This window comes from Arthrobacter nitrophenolicus, from assembly GCF_000332815.1.
Classification (GTDB): domain Bacteria; phylum Actinomycetota; class Actinomycetes; order Actinomycetales; family Micrococcaceae; genus Arthrobacter; species Arthrobacter nitrophenolicus.
Map to the genome: position 1 here is coordinate 1 of NZ_AOFD01000008.1, position 18,322 is coordinate 18,322.

Annotated in this window: 11 protein-coding genes and 7 pseudogenes; 15 read left to right on the forward strand and 3 right to left on the reverse strand. The window is 64.9% G+C overall.

From position 1 onward, the window contains the following. Nucleotides 1-41: 41 nt before the first annotated feature. Together G205_RS04270 and G205_RS04275 are read right to left on the reverse strand one after the other, a co-directional pair. The gene (locus tag G205_RS04270; protein WP_009356895.1) at nt 42-524 is read right to left on the reverse strand and encodes an SRPBCC family protein; all 483 of its coding nucleotides are present in this window, start codon (nt 522-524) and stop codon (nt 42-44) included. After that, nucleotides 521-880, reverse strand: coding sequence for an ArsR/SmtB family transcription factor (locus tag G205_RS04275; protein ID WP_009356896.1), 360 nt, complete (start codon nt 878-880; stop codon nt 521-523). The genes G205_RS04270 and G205_RS04275 overlap by 4 nt, the downstream gene beginning before the upstream one ends. A gap of 165 nt (nt 881-1,045) precedes the next feature. On the opposite strand from G205_RS04275, the gene G205_RS04280 reads away from it, so the two are divergent. The 15 genes and pseudogenes from G205_RS04280 to G205_RS04350 all read left to right on the forward strand — a co-directional run bounded on the left by G205_RS04280 (nt 1,046) and on the right by G205_RS04350 (nt 17,902). Then, entirely contained in the window at nt 1,046-1,474 is a 429-nt protein-coding gene (locus G205_RS04280) for a tautomerase family protein (protein WP_035752050.1), read from the forward strand. Between the two features lie 151 nt (nt 1,475-1,625). After that, nucleotides 1,626-2,642: a 5-dehydro-2-deoxygluconokinase gene (gene iolC / locus G205_RS04285; RefSeq protein WP_009356898.1), complete on the forward strand. Its 1,017-nt coding sequence runs from the start codon at nt 1,626-1,628 to the stop codon at nt 2,640-2,642. Beyond that, nucleotides 2,639-3,575 (forward strand): annotated as a pseudogene (locus G205_RS04290) (Cgl0159 family (beta/alpha)8-fold protein). Before iolC ends, G205_RS04290 begins: the two are co-directional and overlap by 4 nt. Before the next feature lie 2 nt (nt 3,576-3,577). After that, a complete protein-coding gene (iolD, locus tag G205_RS04295) occupies nt 3,578-5,533 on the forward strand; it encodes a 3D-(3,5/4)-trihydroxycyclohexane-1,2-dione acylhydrolase (decyclizing) (RefSeq protein WP_200859130.1) in 1,956 nt (651 codons plus the stop codon). Between the two features lie 30 nt (nt 5,534-5,563). Next, nucleotides 5,564-7,077: pseudogene (locus tag G205_RS04300) on the forward strand (CoA-acylating methylmalonate-semialdehyde dehydrogenase). 47 nt (nt 7,078-7,124) lie between these two features. Then, nucleotides 7,125-8,035 (forward strand): annotated as a pseudogene (locus G205_RS04305) (sugar phosphate isomerase/epimerase family protein). 33 nt (nt 8,036-8,068) lie between these two features. After that, nucleotides 8,069-9,082: a Gfo/Idh/MocA family protein gene (locus G205_RS04310; RefSeq protein WP_009356900.1), complete on the forward strand. Its 1,014-nt coding sequence runs from the start codon at nt 8,069-8,071 to the stop codon at nt 9,080-9,082. 106 nt (nt 9,083-9,188) lie between these two features. Next, nucleotides 9,189-10,062, forward strand: a pseudogene (locus G205_RS04315) (sugar phosphate isomerase/epimerase family protein). After that, nucleotides 10,059-11,507 carry a sugar porter family MFS transporter gene (locus G205_RS04320; protein WP_009356901.1) on the forward strand — a complete coding sequence of 483 codons (1,449 nt, stop codon included), beginning with the start codon at nt 10,059-10,061 and terminating at the stop codon, nt 11,505-11,507. The pseudogene G205_RS04315 and the gene G205_RS04320 overlap by 4 nt, the downstream one beginning before the upstream one ends. Before the next feature lie 219 nt (nt 11,508-11,726). Next, nucleotides 11,727-12,718, forward strand: a pseudogene (locus G205_RS04325) (substrate-binding domain-containing protein). A gap of 64 nt (nt 12,719-12,782) precedes the next feature. Further along, complete coding sequence (locus tag G205_RS04330) at nt 12,783-13,841, forward strand: ABC transporter permease (protein WP_009356902.1); 1,059 nt, start codon at nt 12,783-12,785, stop codon at nt 13,839-13,841. 5 nt (nt 13,842-13,846) lie between these two features. Beyond that, nucleotides 13,847-14,773, forward strand: a complete 927-nt coding sequence (locus G205_RS04335) for an ATP-binding cassette domain-containing protein (RefSeq protein WP_009356903.1) — start codon at nt 13,847-13,849, stop codon at nt 14,771-14,773. 133 nt (nt 14,774-14,906) lie between these two features. Further along, nucleotides 14,907-15,994 (forward strand): annotated as a pseudogene (locus G205_RS04340) (Gfo/Idh/MocA family oxidoreductase). Next, nucleotides 15,994-16,778: pseudogene (locus G205_RS04345) on the forward strand (TIM barrel protein). The pseudogenes G205_RS04340 and G205_RS04345 overlap by 1 nt, the downstream one beginning before the upstream one ends. Beyond that, on the forward strand, nt 16,775-17,902 hold the full coding sequence (locus tag G205_RS04350; protein WP_035752036.1) for a Gfo/Idh/MocA family oxidoreductase: 1,128 nt from the start codon (nt 16,775-16,777) through the stop codon (nt 17,900-17,902). Before G205_RS04345 ends, G205_RS04350 begins: the two are co-directional and overlap by 4 nt. Here the strand turns inward: G205_RS04350 and G205_RS04355 are convergent. After that, nucleotides 17,829-18,278, reverse strand: a complete 450-nt coding sequence (locus G205_RS04355) for a MarR family winged helix-turn-helix transcriptional regulator (RefSeq protein WP_009356907.1) — start codon at nt 18,276-18,278, stop codon at nt 17,829-17,831. The two genes, G205_RS04350 and G205_RS04355, sit on opposite strands and share 74 nt — an antisense overlap. Between the last annotated feature and the right edge of the window lie 44 nt (nt 18,279-18,322).

Genomic DNA, 18,322 nt, shown 5'->3' on the forward strand with positions numbered 1-18,322 from the left:
TTCTCCACGGAAGGCGCCGGACGTCGTCGTACTTCTGCTTGCTAAACCTTGGCGCTGCTCAGCAGTTCGTCGAGCCGCTCGTAGCCCTCGCTCAGGCCGCCCTCCATGCCGGACTGGGCCATCCCGTCCCGGGCTTCCTGGCTGGGGTAGACCGAGTGTCCGCGCAGCCGCGTCCGGCCGTTGCCCAGGTCCTCGAACGTCATGAATTCCAGGCTCACGACGTCTGGGTAGCCGCCGAACTCGAAGGTCTGGATGGCGAATTCGTTCTCGCGCACCGTATGGAAGATGCCCTTGAACTCGTAGGGGACACCTTCCGGTCCCGTGTGCAGGTAGCTGTAGCTGCCTCCGGTCCGGAAGTCGTAGTGGTCGATGTCCATCTTGTAGCCCCGCGGGCCGAGCCACTGCACAATCAGGTCCGGCTCCTTGTGGGCCCGGAACACGTCCGCGACGGGGAAATCGAACTCGCGCTCGTAGTCGATGAAGGGGACGCCTTCGGGGACGGAGAGCTTCAGTGCGTTGGTCATTTCTTGTCCTTTGCCTTGGCGCCGTCATGCCCGGCGCTGGATTGAAGCACGGCATCCAGGCTGCGGAACTGCCCCTCGCGGACCAGCCTGTACTGGTCGATCCAGGCGGTGAGCGCCTCCAGCCGTGCGGGATTCAGGTGGACGGGCCTGCGCTGGGCGTCCCTGGTGCGGGTGACAAGCTGCGCCTGCTCGAGGACCTGGATGTGCTTCGAAACTGCCTGTTTGGAAATTTCGAATGGTTCCGCCAGTTCATTCACGGTGGCCGGGCCCCGGCTGAGCCGGGCAATGATGCTCCGCCGGACAGGATCGGCCAGGGCCATAAAGGCCGAGTCCAATGCCATGTTGTCGGAGTCCATAGCGGCTTTCTAATCAACTAACTGCTTTATCAACCTATTGGTTGTTTAAGACTACGCCTGGCGGTTCGTGGATTCAATACCCAACCCGTCGATTTCTGGGGGATCCTTGTTCCATCTTCCACAGCTTTGTTAGTATGTCAGGACAAATAAATGAAGGAGATCAACGTGCCTCTTGTCCGCATTGACGTCAATGAAGGGCGCACCGCCGCGGAACTGCAGACGCTCAGTCGCGGAATCCACGACGCCATCCTGGCAGAGTATGGAATTCCGGAGCGGGACTACTTTCACATCCTGACCGAGCATCCGCAGGGGCAGATCTTCGCCCAGGATGCCGGCCTCGGGTTCGAGCGCACCAGGGGAGTGGTCATGATCCAGATCTTCACCCAAGGCGGCCGCTCCCAGGAGGCCAAGCAGCGGCTCTTCGCGGCGGTGGCAGAAAAGCTGGCCGGCGTGGGCGTTTCCGGCGAGGACGTCTTTATCGGGTATGTCGAAAATACTGCCGGCGACTGGTCGTTCGGCTTCGGGCGGGCGCAATACGTCACGGGCGAGCTGGCGGTTCCGAAGAAATGCGGCCCCGCCGGAAGAACCAAATAACGCTTGTTGTAAGTATGTCAGTACAAACTTTTGACAGGACATTGGTTTTGGGGCAAAGTATTGCCATGTGGTCTCCACCACGGCATCCCAGCCCCGGAGTTCGTGTCCTGTCGAGGACAAGAGTTCCACACCAGAAAGGTCCGCGATTACCGTGACCCACGAGCTTCTCACGATCGGGCGCATCAGCGTTGATATCTACCCGAACGATATCGGGGTGGACCTGGAGGACGTCACGTCCTTCGGGAAATACCTTGGCGGTTCACCGGCGAACGTGGCTGTCGCCGCTGCCCGGCACGGCCGCCGCACCGGAGTCATCACCCGCACGGGTGATGATCCCTTCGGCACGTACCTGCACCGTGAACTTGCAAAGTTCGGCGTGGACGATTCGTTTGTCTCCCCGGTGCAGGCACTCCAGACGGCGGTCACGTTCTGCGCAATCAAACCCGCTACGGACGAGTTCCCGCTGTACTTTTATGGCCGTTTCCCAACAGCTCCGGACCTGCAGATCAAGGCCGAGGAGTTGGACCTGGACGCCATCCGCGAAGCCGGAATTTTCTGGTCCACAGTGACGGGCCTCTGCCAGGAACCCAGCCGCAGCGCGCATATTGCCGCGCACGAGGCGCGCCCGCGGACCGGCCTGGCTGAAGGCCAGTTCACCGTCCTGGACCTGGACTACCGGCCGATGTTCTGGGCGTCAGAGGAAGAGGCCCGCGCCGAGGTCGCCAACGTCCTGCCGCACGTCACGGTGGCCATCGGCAACGATAAGGAATGCGCGGTTGCCGTTGGTGAGGGCACTCCGGACGAGCAGGCGGACCGCTTGTTGGCCGCCGGCGTCGAGATCGCTGTCGTCAAACTCGGAGCCGAGGGCGTGATGGCAAAGACACGCAGCGAACGGGTGGTGTCCGCCCCGGTTCCGGTAGAAACCGTCAACGGGCTGGGCGCCGGTGACTCCTTCGGCGGCGCGTTCTGCCACGGTCTCCTGTCCGGCTGGCCGCTGGCCCAGGTCCTGGACTACGCCAACGCCTCGGGTGCCATCGTCGCATCCCGGCTGTCCTGCGCTGATGCCATGCCGACGCCGGACGAGGTCACCTCGCTGCTGGCCGAACGCGGCCGCGCTGTCCCGGGCACGGTTCCCGGTGTTGCCATTCCTGAAGGAGCTTCCCTGTGACCCTCACCCCGATCGCCTCGAACAATGCCGTGGATGATGACCCGCGCCGTTATGAGCACCTGAGCACCATCCGCCTTGAGGATCCGGAAGCCATCGCCCGGGCTGCCACGTCCCGCCGCCGCCACCCCGGGCTGAAGTCCGGCCGGCAGAACTTCATCGTCGCCGCTGACCATCCGGCCCGCGGTGCCCTCGCGGTAGGAAATGATCCGGTAGCGATGGCGGACCGCCGCCAGTTGCTGGACCGCCTGCAGATTGCGCTGGCCAACCCCGCCGTGAACGGTGTCCTGGCGTCCCCGGACATCATGGACGACCTGCTCCTGCTGGGCGCCCTGGACGGAAAACTGGTGTTCGGCTCGATGAACCGGGGTGGCCTCGCCGGCCTGGTCAACGAGTTCGATGACCGCTTCACCGGCCACACAGCGGCCGCCCTGGAAGCGCTTGGTGCTGACGGCGGAAAGATGCTGACCCGTATCTGCCTGGGAGATCCGGACACCGTGGTGACGCTGGAGCTACCGCCAAGGCCATCGACTCCTTGGCCGAGCGTAAGCTGATCGCATGGTGGAACCCTTCCTGTCGGTCCGGGAAAACGGCCGCGTCCGCAATGACCTGTCCACCAACGCGGTCATCAAGTCGATCGCCATCGCCGAAGGCCTCGGTTCCACCAGCGCCTACACGTGGATGAAGCTGCCGGTGGTCGCTGACATGGAACGCGTCATGGCCGCCACCACCATGCCCACCGTGCTGCTGGGCGGCGACCCGGAAGGAACCCAGGACGAGGTCTTCTCCAGCTGGCAGGCTGCCCTGGCGCTGCCGGGTGTCCAGGGCCTGACCGTCGGACGCACCCTGCTTTACCCCCAGGACGGGGACGTCGCCGGCGCCGTCGCCACGGCTGCCTCGTTGCTGCACCACACCACAGAAATCCCGGAGAACTAGCCATGGGAACAAAAACAGGAACCCGCAGAATAACGGTGGCCCAGGCCGTCGTCGAATACCTCTCCAAGCAGTACACCGTGGACACGGTCAACGGCGTTGACTACCGGGAGCGGCTGATCCCGGGAACGTTCGGCATCTTCGGGCACGGCAACGTGGCCGGTGTGGGCCAGGCGCTGAAGCAGTACCAGCAGCTTGACCCGACGATCATGCCGTACTACCAGGGCCGGAACGAACAAGCCCAGGTCCACCAGGCCGTCGGGTACGCCCGGCACACGCGCCGCCGGCAGACCTTCGCGATCAGCACCTCGATCGGCCCGGGTTCGTCCAACCTGCTGACCGGTGCTGCGCTGGCCACCACCAACCGGCTGCCGGTGCTGCTGCTGCCCTCCGACACGTTCGCCACCCGCGCCGCTGACCCTGTGCTGCAGCAACTGGAGCAGCCCTACGCGTACGACATCACCGTCAACGACGCGTTCCGTCCGCTGTCGAAGTTCTTCGACCGGGTCAACCGGCCGGAGCAGCTGTTTTCCGCGTTCCACCACGGCCTGCGCGTCCTGACCGACCCGGCCGAAACCGGCGCCGTGACCATCTCGCTGCCGCAGGACGTCCAGGCCGAGGCGTTCGATGTGCCCGATGAGTTCCTGGCCGAGCGGGAATGGCGGATCCGCCGGCCCGACGCCGACGATCAGGATATTGCCCGCGCCGCAGCAGCCATCAGGGCTGCGAAGCGGCCCCTGGTCATCGCGGGCGGCGGCGTCCTGTACGCCTACGCCGCGGATGAGCTTGCCAGGTTCGTGGAGCTGACCGGGATCCCGGTAGGCAACACCCAGGCAGGCGTCGGCGTCCTGCCCTGGGACCACGCCCAGTCCCTCGGCGCGATCGGCTCCACCGGCACGACGGCGGCGAACGCCATCGCCGCCGAAGCGGACCTGGTCATCGGCATCGGCACCCGCTACGAGGACTTCACCACCGCGTCCCGGACCGCGTTCCAGAACCCGGACGTGAAGTTCATCAACATCAACGTCGCCGCGATCGACGCGTACAAGCACGGCACCACGCTGCCGATCGTCGCCGACGCCCGCAAGGCCCTGGCCAAGCTCAACGCAGCCCTGGGCGGCTACCGGGTCGGCGCCGACCTGGAGCAGAAGGTCGCGGCGGAGAAGCAGCGGTGGAACACCACCGTGGACGAGGTGTTCGACACCCGCCACACCCCGCTGCCGGCGCAGAACGAGATCATCGGCGCCACTTCCCGCGCCATGGACGCGAAGGATGTGGTGATCTGTGCAGCGGGGTCACTGCCTGGCGACCTGCACAAGATGTGGCGGGTCCGTGACCCGTTCGGCTACCACGTGGAATACGCATACTCCTGCATGGGCTACGAAATCCCCGGCGGCCTGGGCGTCAAGCGCGCGGCGCTGGCTGAAGCCGCCAACGGCGGAACCCAGCGCGACGTCGTCGTTATGGTGGGGGACGGCTCCTATCTGATGATGCACACCGAACTGGTCACCGCCGTCGCCGAACGGATCAAGCTGATCGTGGTCCTGATCCAGAACCACGGCTACGCCTCCATCGGATCCCTCTCCGAATCCCTGGGATCGCAGCGGTTCGGCACCCAGTACCGCGCGCTGAACCAGGAACAGCACAGCTTCGACGAAGGCGACACCCTGCCGGTGGACCTGGCCCTGAACGCCGAGTCCCTGGGTGTGAAGGTCATCCGCGTGGAGCCGGGGGAGAAGGTCATCGCCGAACTCGAACAGGCGATCCGCGATGCCAAGGCCGCACCCGAGGGCACCGGGCCCATCCTGATCCACGTCGAATCCGACCCGCTGCTGGACGCCCCGTCCTCCGAGTCCTGGTGGGATGTTCCCGTCTCCCAGGTCTCCGAACTGGACTCCACGAAACAGGCCTTCCAGACCTACACCGACCACAAAGCCCGCCAGCGCAAACTGCTCGGCTGACCTCCTTTCCATCACTCAAGGAAGAGCCCCATGACTGCCACCACCACCGAAACCACTGTCATCAACCACTTCATCAACGGCGCCGAAACCGCCGGCGAGGGCGACCGCACTACGAACGTGTACAACCCGGCCACCGGCCAGGTCAGCGCAGAGCTGCGGCTGGCCAACCGTGCCGACCTCGAAACTACGGTCGCTGCTGCCCGCAAGGCCGCCGACATCTGGGGTGATATCTCCCTGGCCAAGCGCACCGCCGTGCTGTTCAAGTTCCGCGAACTCGTCGCCGCCCACGTCGACGACCTCGCCGCGCTGATCACCGCAGAGCACGGCAAGGTCCTCTCCGACGCCAAGGGCGAGATCGGCCGTGGCCTGGAAGTCATCGAGTACGCCTGCGGCATCCCCACCCTGCTCAAGGGCGACTACTCGGACCAGGTCTCCACCGGCATCGACGTCTTCAACTTCCGCGAGCCGCTCGGCGTCGTCGCGGGCATCACGCCGTTCAACTTCCCCGTCATGGTGCCCTTGTGGATGGCCCCGATGGCCATCGCCACCGGCAACGCCTTCATCCTCAAACCCTCCGAACGCGACCCCTCCCCGTCGCTGCTGCTCGCCAGGCTCTGGAAGGAAGCCGGCCTGCCCGACGGCGTGTTCCAGGTCCTGCACGGCGACAAGGAAACCGTCGACGGGCTCCTGACCCACCCGGACGTGGACGGCATCTCCTTCGTCGGCTCCACCCCCATCGCCCAGTACGTCCACGAGACCGCCACCAAGCACGGCAAGCGCGTCCAGGCCCTGGGCGGGGCGAAGAACCACGCCATCGTCCTGCCCGACGCCGACCTGGACAACGCCGCCGACCACCTCGCCGCCGCCGCCTTCGGCTCCGCCGGCGAACGCTGCATGGCCATCTCCGTCGCCGTCGCCGTCGGGGACGCAGCGGACCTGATCGTCAAGAAGGTCGAAGAACGCGCCCTGGCCGTGAAGGTCAACAACGGCACCGCCCCCGACGCCGAAATGGGCCCGGTCATCACCCCCGCTCCAAGGAGCGCATCGTCCGGATCGTCACCGAAGCCGAAGCCGCCGGCGCGGCCATGGTCGTGGACGGCCGCGACCTCGTGGTCCCCGGCCACGAAGATGGCTTCTGGGTGGGCCCCACCGTCCTCGACCACGTCAAAACCGAAATGACCGCATACACCGAGGAAATCTTCGGCCCCGTCCTGGTCGTCGTCCGCGTCGACACCCTCGAGGACGGCATCGCACTGATCAACGCCAACCCCTACGGCAACGGCACCGCCATCTTCACCTCCTCCGGCGCCGCAGCCCGGAAATTCCAGCGCTCCGTGACCGTGGGAATGATCGGCATCAATGTGCCCCTGCCCGTCCCGGTGGCCTACCACTCCTTCGGCGGCTGGAAAGCCTCCCTCTTCGGCGACAAGCACATCTACGGCCCCGAAGGCGTCTCCTTCTACACCCGCGGCAAGGTCATCACCTCCCGCTGGCCCGAAACCCACCACGCCTCCGGCGCCTCCTACAACTTCCCCTCCAACTAACGGCTTCCGGTGGTTGAGCCTGTCGAAACCCTCCTAAGGAACTGACAATGACTGAGAACAAGCTGATAATCGGTACCGCTCCGGACTCCTGGGGTGTCTGGTTCCCGGACGATCCCAAGCAGACGCCGTGGGAGCGGTTCCTCGACGAGGTGGCCGAATCCGGCTACAAGTGGATCGAGCTCGGCCCCTACGGCTACCTCCCGACAGACCCCACCCGCCTGGCCGAAGAGCTGAAGCAGCGCGACCTCAAGGTCACGGCAGGTACAGTCTTCACCGCCTTCCACCGCGGCCTGGACCAGTGGGAAACCGCCTGGGAACCAGCCCGCAAGGTCGCCGAACTCACCGCGGCCATGGGCGGTGAACATATGGTGGTCATTCCGGCGATGTGGCGGGACGACGTCACCGGCGAAGCAGTGGAAAGCGGCACACTGAGCGACAAGGCCTGGAGCGACCTGTTCGCAGGCCACAACCGCCTTGGCAAGACCCTGCTGGAAGACTTCGGCCTGAATCAGCAGTTCCACTCCCACGCCGACTCCCACGTCGCGCCCAGGCCGACATCGAGACGCTGCTGGGCGCCACCGATCCGCAGTACCTGAACCTCTGCCTCGACACCGGACACGCCGAATACTGCGGAGCGTCCAGCCTGGACCTGATAAAGAACTACCCGGACCGGATCGGCTACCTGCACCTGAAGCAGATCAACCCGGAGATCCTCAAGAAGGTCAACGAGGAGAACATGACCTGGGCGGCAGCGAACCTGGCCGGCGTCATGACCGAACCCCCGAACGGGCTGCCGGACCTGCGCGCCGTCATTGAAGCGGTGGAGGCGCTGAACCGGCCCATCTTCGGCATCGTGGAGCAGGACATGTACCCCGTCGCGTTCGATGTGCCCATGCCCATCGCCAAGCGGACCCGGAACTACCTGCTCTCCTGCGGATCCCGTACTGCGGTCAACTGACCTCACCCACCACAGACATCGAAGGACAGAACAATGACTGAAACCCTCCGCGTAGCCGTCATCGGTGCCGGACGCATGGGCGCCGACCACATCCAGCGCCTCAACAAGCGCATCCACGGCGCCGAAGTTGCCGCCGTCGTCGACGTCGACCTGGCGCGTGCGCAGGCCGCCGTCGAAGGCATCCCGGGCGCCGTCGCCCTGGCCGACGCCGAGGAAGCGCTCAACAACGGCGACGTCAACGCCGTCCTGATCGCAACCCCCGGATTCCTGCACGAGGACATCCTGCTCAAGGCCATCGCCAAGGACATCCCCATCCTTTGCGAAAAGCCCCTGACCCCGGACGCCGAATCGGCCTGGAAGATTGTCCAGGCCGAGGTTGAGCTCGGCCGCAAGCGCATCCAGGTCGGCTTTATGCGCCGCTTCGACGCCGAATACGCCTCGCTGGGCAAGATCATCCGTGACCACGAACTCGGTGAGCTGCTCATGCTGCACCACCAGCACCGCAACCCCTCCACGCCAGAGGGCTTCACCAACGAAATGCTGATCAACGACTCCGTGGTGCACGAGTTCGACGCCATCCGCTTCTTCACCGGCGAGGAAATCACCAGCGTCCAGGTCCGCCTTGGCAAGGCCAGCAGGAACGCCCCCTCCGGCCAGCACGATCCCCAGCACGTCCTGCTTGAAACCGAATCAGGTGTCCTGGCCGACGTCGAAATCTTCGTCAACGCCAAGTTCGGCTACGAGGTGGCCACCCAGGCGTCCTTCGAGGACGGCATTGTCAGCATCGGCGGGGACCAGGGTCCTTACACGCGCAGCGCCGGCCACTGGGGCGGCAACGTCACCCCCGGCTTCGAAGAACGCTTCGGTGCCGCATACGACGTCGAAATCCAGTCCTGGGTGGACGCGGCACTGAACGGTGAAATCGGCGGACCCTCGGCCTGGGATGGCTACGCCACCGCCGCCTGCTGCGAAGCCGGCGTTGAAGCGCAGAAGAACGGCGAAAAGGTGGCCGTGAAGCTGGCTGCCAAGCCGGACCTGTACAAGTAGCCGCCGCTGGGAGTTTTGTCCAGATAAAGCGACTTCAGGGCGTTGCAGCCCGCCGTATCCGGACAAAACTCCTTCAGTCTTACTGTTCCACGATGGAGTGTTTTACGTGAAAATAGCCCTTGACCCCACACCCTTCCACACTCGCACAGCCTGCTCGAGTTTCCCAAGGTGGTAGCGGATCTCGGCTACAAATACATGCAGATGACGCCGCATGCGGACTTCATCCCCTTCTACAACCACCCCAAAGCGGACGATGAACTGGTGGGCCAGTTGAACAAGGCCTGCAGGAACGCGGGGATTGAAATCGCTTCCGTACTCCCGGTGCTCCGCTGGTCCGGCCCGGACGAGGCGCCCGCGAGGCGGCGGTCCGTTACTGGAAGCGCGCCATCCAGATCACGGTTGACCTTGGCGTCAGCACCATGAACACCGAGTTCAGCGGCCGCCCGGAAAAGGCCGAGGAATCAGAACGCGCCTTCTACCGCTCCATGGAGGAACTGCTGCCCATCATCGAGCGGGAAGGCATCGACCTGCTCATCGACCCGCACCCTGACGACTTCGTGGAGGAAGGCCTGGCCGCCATCCGCGTGATCCGTGGTGTGAACTCCAAGAACGTGGGCATGGTGTACGTCGCCTCGCACAGCTTCCATATGCGGAACTCGCCGCTGGATATCATGCGCGCCGCAGGGGACAAACTGCGCCTGGTCCACGTGGCGGACACCATGGACCACCATGCCTCCCACGGCCTTCGCTACATCACCAACCCGCCGGGCAACCCGGTCCGGGTACACCAGCACCTGAAGATCGGCGACGGCGACGTCAACTGGGATGAGTTCTTCGGCGGTTTGAACGAGATCGGTTTCCTGGACCGGGACGACACCGTTATGGTCTCCAGCGTTTTCGCCGAGGACGAGAACGCCGAAGAGGTGTCCCGCTACCAGCTGGAGACCATGAAGCAGTACGTCCAGAAGGTCACTGCATGAGTGAGGCGCACCCCTTATCCGCGGCGCCAAAAGCAGGGAAGCAGCCCGGCAACCACAAAAAGGCGCTCCGGACCGTCACCATCATTTCCACGTTCGGCGGCCTGCTGTTCGGCTATGACACCGGCGTCATCAACGGAGCCCTGCCGTATATGCAGGAGGACCTGGGCCTGACGCCGCTGACCGAGGGCCTGGTGACGTCGTCGCTGCTGTTCGGTGCAGCCTTCGGCGCATTGTTCGGCGGCCGTCTCGCTGACCGGAATGGCCGGCGCAAGATGATCATGGTCCTGGCCATCATCTTCCTGGTGGGCACCCTTGCCTGCACGTTCTCACCCAGCACCGAGGTGATGATCGCCGCCCGGTTCGTGCTGGGCCTCGCCGTCGGCGGTGCCTCGGTGACCGTCCCCGTGTACCTCGCGGAGGTTTCCCCCAGCGCACGCCGCGGACGGATCGTCACCCAGAACGAGCTGATGATCGTCACCGGCCAGCTGCTCGCCTTCATCTTCAACGCCTACCTGGGCAACACCTTCGGAGAGTCCGGCGGCATCTGGCGCTGGATGCTCGTCATCGCCACCCTGCCGGCCATTGCCTTGTGGATCGGCATGAACTTCATGCCGGAGAGCCCGCGGTGGCTGGCCTCGATGGGCAGCTTCGGCGAGACCCTCAGCGTGCTGCAGCGCATCCGCTCGCAGGAGGACGCGCGCGCGGAGTTCGAAGAGGTCAAGGCGATGGCCGTGGAGGACTACAAGTCCAAGATGGGCACGTGGAAGGACCTGGGCATCCCGTGGCTTCGCAGGATTTTCTTCGTGGGCCTGGGCCTGGCGGTCATCCAGCAAATCACCGGCGTGAACTCCATCATGTACTACGGCACCCAGATCCTGGCCGAGTCCGGGTTCGGCCGGGAGGCGGCGCTGACGGCCAACATCGCCAACGGCGTGATCTCTGTCCTCGCCACCTTCGTGGGCATCTGGCTGCTGGGCAGGGTGGGGCGCAGGCGGATGCTCATCACCGGGCAGGTGGGAACGACGTCGGCCCTGCTGTTGATTGGCCTTTTCTCACTGATCCTGCCAGAGGGCGCTGCCCGCGGCTTCGTCATCCTGTCGCTGACAGTGACGTTCCTTGCCTTCCAGCAGGGCGCCATCTCTCCGGTGACCTGGCTTATGTTGTCTGAGATCTTCCCGCTAAAGATCCGCGGATTGGGCATGGGAGCGTCCGCCTTTGTCCTGTGGATCGTGAACTTCCTGGTGGGCTTCGGTTTCCCCCAGCTCCTCGCCGCGATAGGGCTGTCCAACACCTTCTTCGTGTTCGCAGTCCTGGGCGTGGGGGCCATTGCCTTTGCGGCGAAGTACGTTCCGGAGACCAAGGACAAGAGCCTTGAGGACCTGGAACACTACTTCAAGAACCTGGCAGGTGCCCCAGCGGAAGTCCCCGCAGGTGGACGCGTGTAGCGGACAGACTCCTGTCCCACCACGCCCCGCAATGCCCCGTTGAGAACTCTCTCAGCGGGGCATTGCGTGTTTAAGACACAAGGCTTTTCCTACGTAAGAACATGCTAATGACAGGACAAAGTCTTGACTTTTGTGAACCGGGTCACCATGATCGAGGGGAAGGCAAAAGAATGCACGTAAGGAAGCGTGCGTGAGGGCCTGAATCAAAGGAGATTTATCGTGAAGAAGTTTTCCTGGCGGAAAGCGGCCCTGGTGGCAGCGGTTGCACCCATGATGGCTTTGAGCGCCTGCTCCAGCACCGGCGGCAGGACTGAGCAAGCCGGCACCACGGGCGGCGGCCAGGTTGCCACCACTGAACGCATGAAGATCGCCCTGATCACCCACGCCGCTCCGGGGGACACCTTCTGGGACATCGTCCGGAAGGGCGCGGAGGAAGCCTCCGCGAAGGACAATGTGGAGTTGCTGTACACCTCGGACCCTGAAGGCGGACGCCAGGCACAGCTGATCCAGCAGGCAATCGACCAGAAGGTCGACGGCATCGCAGTAACACTGGCAAAGCCGGACGCCTCAAGGACGCCCTGCAAAAGGCGACCGACGCTGGCATCCCGGTTGTCAGCCTGAATGCCGGCGAATCTGTCTCCGCCCAGCTTGGCGCCTTCACCCACTTCGGCTCCAACGAGAAACTCGCCGGTGCCGCCGTCGGATCCAAGCTCAGCGAACTGGGGCTCGACCACCCCATCTGCGTCATCCAGGAACAGGGGCATGTGGGCCTCGAAGCCCGATGCGCCGGTGTCAAGGAAAAAGTGGCCGGAACAGAAATCCTCTACGTGCCCGGCACCGACATGGCCCAGGTTTCCTCAACGGTCACCGCCAAACTCCAGGCAACCGCCGACGCTGACGCCATTATCGGTCTCGGCGCACCCTACACACTCACCATCCTGAAAGCCGTGACCAGCGCCGGGAGCAAAGCAAAAGTCGCCTCCTTCGACATGAATGCCGAACTCGCCCAAAAAATTGTTGACGGCGAGATCGCTTTCACGGTGGACCAGCAGCCGTGGCTGCAGGGCTACGGCGCCATTGATGCGCTCTGGCAGGCCAAGCGCGGCGGCTTCCAGGTCGGCGGCGGCCAGCCTGTGTTGACCGGTCCCTCGATCGTTGATCAGGAAACCGCTCCCGCCGTCCTCGAATTCGCCAAGGAGGGTGTCCGCTAGGGACACCCCTCCCGCCGGTCCGCGGCCCCGGGCCACGGACCCGGCCCTAGGTAGGAGAACCATCATGACCATCACCCAGAGCGTGACAAAGCCCCCGGCGCTGCGCGACGAGCGACTCATCAAGCGCAACCCTTTCCAGAAGCTCCTGGCACGTCCCGAAGTGGGCGCCCTCGTCGGCGCCATCGTCCTCTTCGTCTTTTTCGCCTCCGTCTCACAGACGTTCATCCAGCCGAACGCCTTTGCCACCGTCCTGTACGGCAGCTCCACCATCGGCATCATGGCAGTTGGGGTGTCACTGCTGATGATCGGCGGGGAGTTCGATCTCTCCACCGGCGTCGCCGTCATCAGCTCCGCCCTCACCGCCTCCATGTTCAGCTGGTACTTCAGCATGAACGTGTGGGTGGGCGTGGTCCTGGCGCTCGTCGTGTCCCTGGGCATCGGCTTCATCAACGGCTGGATCCTGATGAAGACCAAATTGCCGAGCTTTATCGTCACCCTCGCCACATTCCTGATGCTGACGGGCCTCAACCTCGGACTGACCCGCATGATCGGCGGGGGCGTGTCCTCCCCGTCGATTTCCGACATGGACGGCTACCAGGCAGCCCGGGCGGTCTTCGCCTCCTCGGTCAAAATCGGCGGCGTGGACGTCAACAACACTGTCTTCATCTGGATCGCGCTTGTCGCCGTGGCATCCTGGGTGCTGCTGCGGACCAAGGTGGGCAACTGGATATTCGCCGTAGGCGGCGACGCGAACGCCGCACGTGCCGTGGGCGTGCCGGTCAAGGCAACCAAGATCGGCCTCTTCATGGCCGTCGGTTTCTGCGGCTGGGTCCTTGGCATGCACAACCTGTTCGCCTTCGACGCCGTGCAGTCCGGAGAAGGCGTGGGCAACGAGTTCCTTTACATCATCGCCGCAGTCATCGGCGGCTGCCTCCTCACGGGCGGCTACGGCTCGGCAGTGGGTGGCGCGATCGGCGCCTTCATCTTCGGCATGGCCAACAAAGGTATCGTCTACGCCCAGTGGAACCCCGACTGGTTCAAGTTCTTCCTGGGCCTGATGCTGCTCCTGGCCACCATCGTGAACCTGATCGTCAAGCGGCGCGCAGACGCAAGTAAGGGCTGATAACCATGAGTGCCAATCAAATCGACCAGCAGCAGCTCCTCAAGGATGAGAAGGACCCGCTGACCCACACCCCCGTCCACCTGCTTTCCCTGGAGAGCGTGGGCAAGCACTACGGCAGCATCGTCGCCCTCACCGACGTCACGATGGCCGTGGACAACGGCCGGGTCACCTGCGTCCTTGGCGACAACGGTGCCGGCAAATCCACCCTGATCAAGATCATCGCCGGGCTGCACCAGCACGACGAAGGCGTCCTGAAGGTCATGGGGGAGGAGCGCAAGTTCAGTTCGCCGCGGGACGCCCTGGATGTCGGCATCGCAACCGTCTACCAGGACCTAGCCGTGGTTCCCCTGATGCCCATCTGGCGCAACTTCTTCCTGGGCTCGGAGCTGACCACCGGCTTCGGGCCCTTCAAGAAGCTGGACGTCCAGACGATGAAGGACGTCACCAAGAAGGAACTCGCCGACATGGGCATCGACCTGCGCGACGTCGAGCAGCCCATTGGCCAGCTCTCCGGCGGTGAGCGGCAGTGCGTCGCCATTGCCCGGGCGGTGTACTTCGGCGCCAAGGTCCTGATCCTGGACGAGCCGACGGCGGCCCTCGGCGTGAAGCAGTCAGGCGTGGTCCTGCGCTACATCCTCCAGGCGCGGGACCGCGGCCTTGGAGTCATCTTCATTACCCACAACCCCCACCATGCCTTCCCTGTCGGGGACCGCTTCCTGCTGCTCAAGCGCGGAAAGTCGATCGGCTACTACGACAAGAAGGACATCACCCTGGACGAGCTCACCGCCCAGATGGCCGGTGGCGCCGAACTCGCCGAACTCGCCCACGAGCTTGAACAGCTGGGCGGACACGGCGACGTGGTCAAGGAGGTCCAGGCCGAGGTTGCCCACACCTCCGAGTCGCTGAAGGAAGACAGCCCGCGGCACGTGTAGCAGGACACCTGCGCCGGGCCCGCCGGAGAATCCGGACGGGCCCGGCCGCCTGCGGGTGTCCTCCGTTCTGGATTCCCGGGACGCTCACCCGACTGAACTTCCACCTGTTCTGACTACTTGAAAGGACGAGCCAATGGCTTACATCATCCAGGATCCACCACAAGGCGCGGCCCCGGTCCGGATCGGGCTCATCGGCTCCGGCTGGATGGGCGCCTTCCATGCGGAAAGCATCGCCCGCCGTGTCCCGGGCACCATTCTGGCCGCCATCGCAGACCCCAACGTCGAATCCGCCCGTGCACTGGCCGGGGAACTTGGCACCTCAAAGGTCACGGCCAGCGCAGACGACCTCCTGGCCGACCCGGACATCGACGCCGTCGTCATTGCCAGCCTGCACGCTTCCATGCCCCGTTGATTGCGCAGGCAGCTGCTGCGGGGAAACACGTCTTCTGCGAAAAGCCGGGCGGGCAGGGACTGGAGGAGCTCGACGCCGCACTCACCGCGGTAGAGGAAGCGGGCGTGCACTTCCAGATCGGTTTCAACCGCCGGTACGCGGACGATTTCCGGGCCGCCAAGAAAGACCTGGCGGACGGTGTTGCCGGGACACCGCAGCTCCTGCGCTCGCTGACACGGGATCCCGGCAACGGAAGCATCCCCAATGCAGCAAGGGTGCCCGCCTGGACCATCTTCCTGGAGACCCTCATCCACGACTTTGACACCCTCAACTGGCTCAATGAGGGTGCCGAGCCCGTGGAAGTCTACGCTGTGGCCGATGCGCTCGTGGAGCCGTCCCTGCGTGACCAAGGTTTCCTGGACACCGCCGTGGTGACCATCCGGTACAGCAACGGCGCCATCGCAGTGGCCGAGGCCAACTTCAGCGCACTTTACGGGTATGACATCCGCGGCGAGGTCTTCGGCTCGAAAGGCATGGTGCAGGCCGGACGTTCCACGGAAACAGCAGCACGCCGCTACACCGCGGACGGGCTTTCCGCAGATACCCCGCGGCTCAACATCGAGCTCTTCCGCCAGGCATACACGGACGAACTCGCCGATTTCGCCGCGGCAGTGCGGGCAAAGCGCGACGGCGGGCCCGTACCGTCGTCGGGTGTCACCCTCACCCCGGGGGCTGCCGACGCCCGCCGGGCGCTGGCCATGGCGCTCGCCTGCATCGAGTCCGTCAAGAGCGGTGCCCCGGTTCCCGTCGCTGAGAAGGCAGCCGTCTGATGCGCCTCGCGGTCTGCGCGGAAATGGTCTTCACCGACCTTCCGTTTGTTGAGCGGGTCAAGAGGATCCACGAGGCCGGATTCGACGTCGAGATCTGGGATTCGCGTGGCAAGGACCTCCAGGCACTGAAGGCCACCGGTGCCGTCTTTTCCTCCATGACGGGCTACTCGGCCGGCAGCCTGGTGGACCCGGACACTGCCGACGACGTGGTCCGCACCGCCGAAGCGTTGATTCCCACTGCCCTGGAACTCGGGGTCAGCCGCATGGTGGTGCACCCCGGCGAACTGGTGGACGGCCGGGCCGCCCGCCCCGTGTACCGTTCCACCGGCCGCATGTGGGCCACGGGTGCGCGGACCCTGGAACGGCTCGGGAGGTTGGGCGAAAGGCACGGCGTAACCTTTTGCCTGGAAAACCTCAATACGATCCTGGACCACCCCGGGATCCCCCTGGCGCGGGCCAAGGACACGCTGGCGCTGGTGGAAGCGGCCGCCCATCCGCATGCAGGATGATGCTGGACCTGTACCACGCCCAGTTGGGGGAGGGAAACCTGATCGAACTGGTGCGGTCCGCCCTGCCGTACATCGGTGAGATCCAGGTGGCGGACGTGCCCGGCCGCTGTGAACCCGGCACCGGGGAGATCAATTACGGGGCAGTGGCCCGGGCGCTCGCAGACGCCGGCTATGAGGGAACCGTTGGCATGGAAGCCTGGGCGAAGGATGACAGCACCGCGGCCCTTGACGCCTTCCGGGCCGCCTTCAGCGTCTACGCAGAGGAAAAGCCATGAGAAGCGTAGTGCTTGGCCTGGTCGGTGTGGGCCGGATCGGGGTGATGCATACCAACAACATCGCAGCGCTCAATGGACTCCTCCACGGAATCGACGTCCGGCTCCGGCTGACGGACGTCGCGGAGGAGCACGCGCGCAACGTGGCGGCCGAACTTGATGCCGAGTTCCTGCCGTCCGTGGAGGCGCTGCTCGCCTCGGGGGTCCAGGGGCTCGTGATCGCGACCGGGACCGGGACCCACCCCGAGCTGATCCGCGCCGGGGTGGATGCGGGGATTCCCGTCTTTTGCGAGAAGCCGGTCGCCATGAACGTGGAGGACGCCCTGCCCGTGCTGGACTACATCCGCAGCAACAACGGAGTGGTCCAGGTCGGCCACCAGCGGCGCTTTGATGCCGGCTATCTTGAGGCCAGGCGCGCCTTCCGGGCCGGGGAGCTGGGCTGGATCCATTCGCTCCGGGCCGTCACCTGCGACGTGGCGCCGCCGCCTGTCGAGTTCCTGGCCACGTCCGGGGGTTTGTTCCGTGACTGTTCGGTCCACGACTTCGATATCCTCCGCTGGCTGACCGGCCGCGAGATCGTGGAGGTGTACGCCAAGGGTTCGAACAACGGTGACGCGGCCATCGGGTCCGTGGGAGATGTGGACACCGCGCTGGCTTTGGTGACGTTCGACGACGGCACGGTAGGGACCGTCTCCGCCAGCCGCTACAACGGGGCGGGCCACGATGTCCGGCTGGAGATCCAGGGCTCGGCCGCATCGCTGGTGGTGGGGCTGGACGACAGGTCGGCGATGGTTTCCGCCGAACCCGGTGTCGCCTTTCCGGCGGGGAAGCCACACAGAACGTTCGCGGAGCGCTTCGACCAGGCGTACAGATCGGAAATGCAGGCATTCGTGGAGCTGATTTTGGGGCGCAGGAAAAACCCCTGCACCCCCGAGGACGCCGTGGCAGCATCGCGGGTTGCCGACGCCGCCCAGGAGTCGCTGGCGAGCGGCTTGCCGGTAAGGGTGGCAAGCGCGGTGCCGAGCCGGATGCCTGATACGCAGGGAAAGCCGGTCAGCTCACTGCGTGCAGTTTGGGGAGGGCGTCCACGAGGGGTGCCAGTTCGGGGATGTCCTGCGCTTCGTTAAGTGCCTGTTCCAGCGTTGCGTCATGCACGGGACGGGCCTCCGCCAGGAGGCTGCTGCCGTTTGCCGTCAGCTCGGTGTATATGCCACGCCGGTCATCGTCGCACAGGATCCGGGTGAGGAGCCCCCGGTCCTCGAGCCGGTTGACCAGGCGGGTGGTGGCACTGGGGCTCAGGGCTGTGGCGCGGGCCAACTGCTGCATCCGCATGTGCCAGCCGTCCTGGCGGCTCAGTGCGTCCAGGACCGTGTACTCCACGACTGAGAGCTTCGATCCGGCCTGGAGGGCACGCTCAAGTTCGCCTTCAATCAGGCCGTGAAGTGCCGCCAGGGTCCGCCATCCTTGCGCGCGGACCTCGACGGCGTCGTCCTTGATGCCCATGGTGTTTACTCCTTTTGGCTGGGAGCCGGGAGGCGGCCGCCAGC

Bases quoted from the DNA above. Each gene is read 5' to 3' on its own strand.
- G205_RS04270 (WP_009356895.1), bottom strand. From the start codon at position 524: ATGACCAACGCACTGAAGCTCTCCGTCCCCGAAGGCGTCCCCTTCATC.
- G205_RS04275 (WP_009356896.1), bottom strand. From the start codon at position 880: ATGGACTCCGACAACATGGCATTGGACTCGGCCTTTATGGCCCTGGCC.
- iolD (WP_200859130.1), top strand. From the start codon at position 3,578: ATGGGAACAAAAACAGGAACCCGCAGAATAACGGTGGCCCAGGCCGTC.
- G205_RS04310 (WP_009356900.1), top strand. From the start codon at position 8,069: ATGACTGAAACCCTCCGCGTAGCCGTCATCGGTGCCGGACGCATGGGC.
- G205_RS04320 (WP_009356901.1), top strand. From the start codon at position 10,059: ATGAGTGAGGCGCACCCCTTATCCGCGGCGCCAAAAGCAGGGAAGCAG.
- G205_RS04330 (WP_009356902.1), top strand. From the start codon at position 12,783: ATGACCATCACCCAGAGCGTGACAAAGCCCCCGGCGCTGCGCGACGAG.
- G205_RS04335 (WP_009356903.1), top strand. From the start codon at position 13,847: ATGAGTGCCAATCAAATCGACCAGCAGCAGCTCCTCAAGGATGAGAAG.
- G205_RS04350 (WP_035752036.1), top strand. From the start codon at position 16,775: ATGAGAAGCGTAGTGCTTGGCCTGGTCGGTGTGGGCCGGATCGGGGTG.
- G205_RS04355 (WP_009356907.1), bottom strand. From the start codon at position 18,278: ATGGGCATCAAGGACGACGCCGTCGAGGTCCGCGCGCAAGGATGGCGG.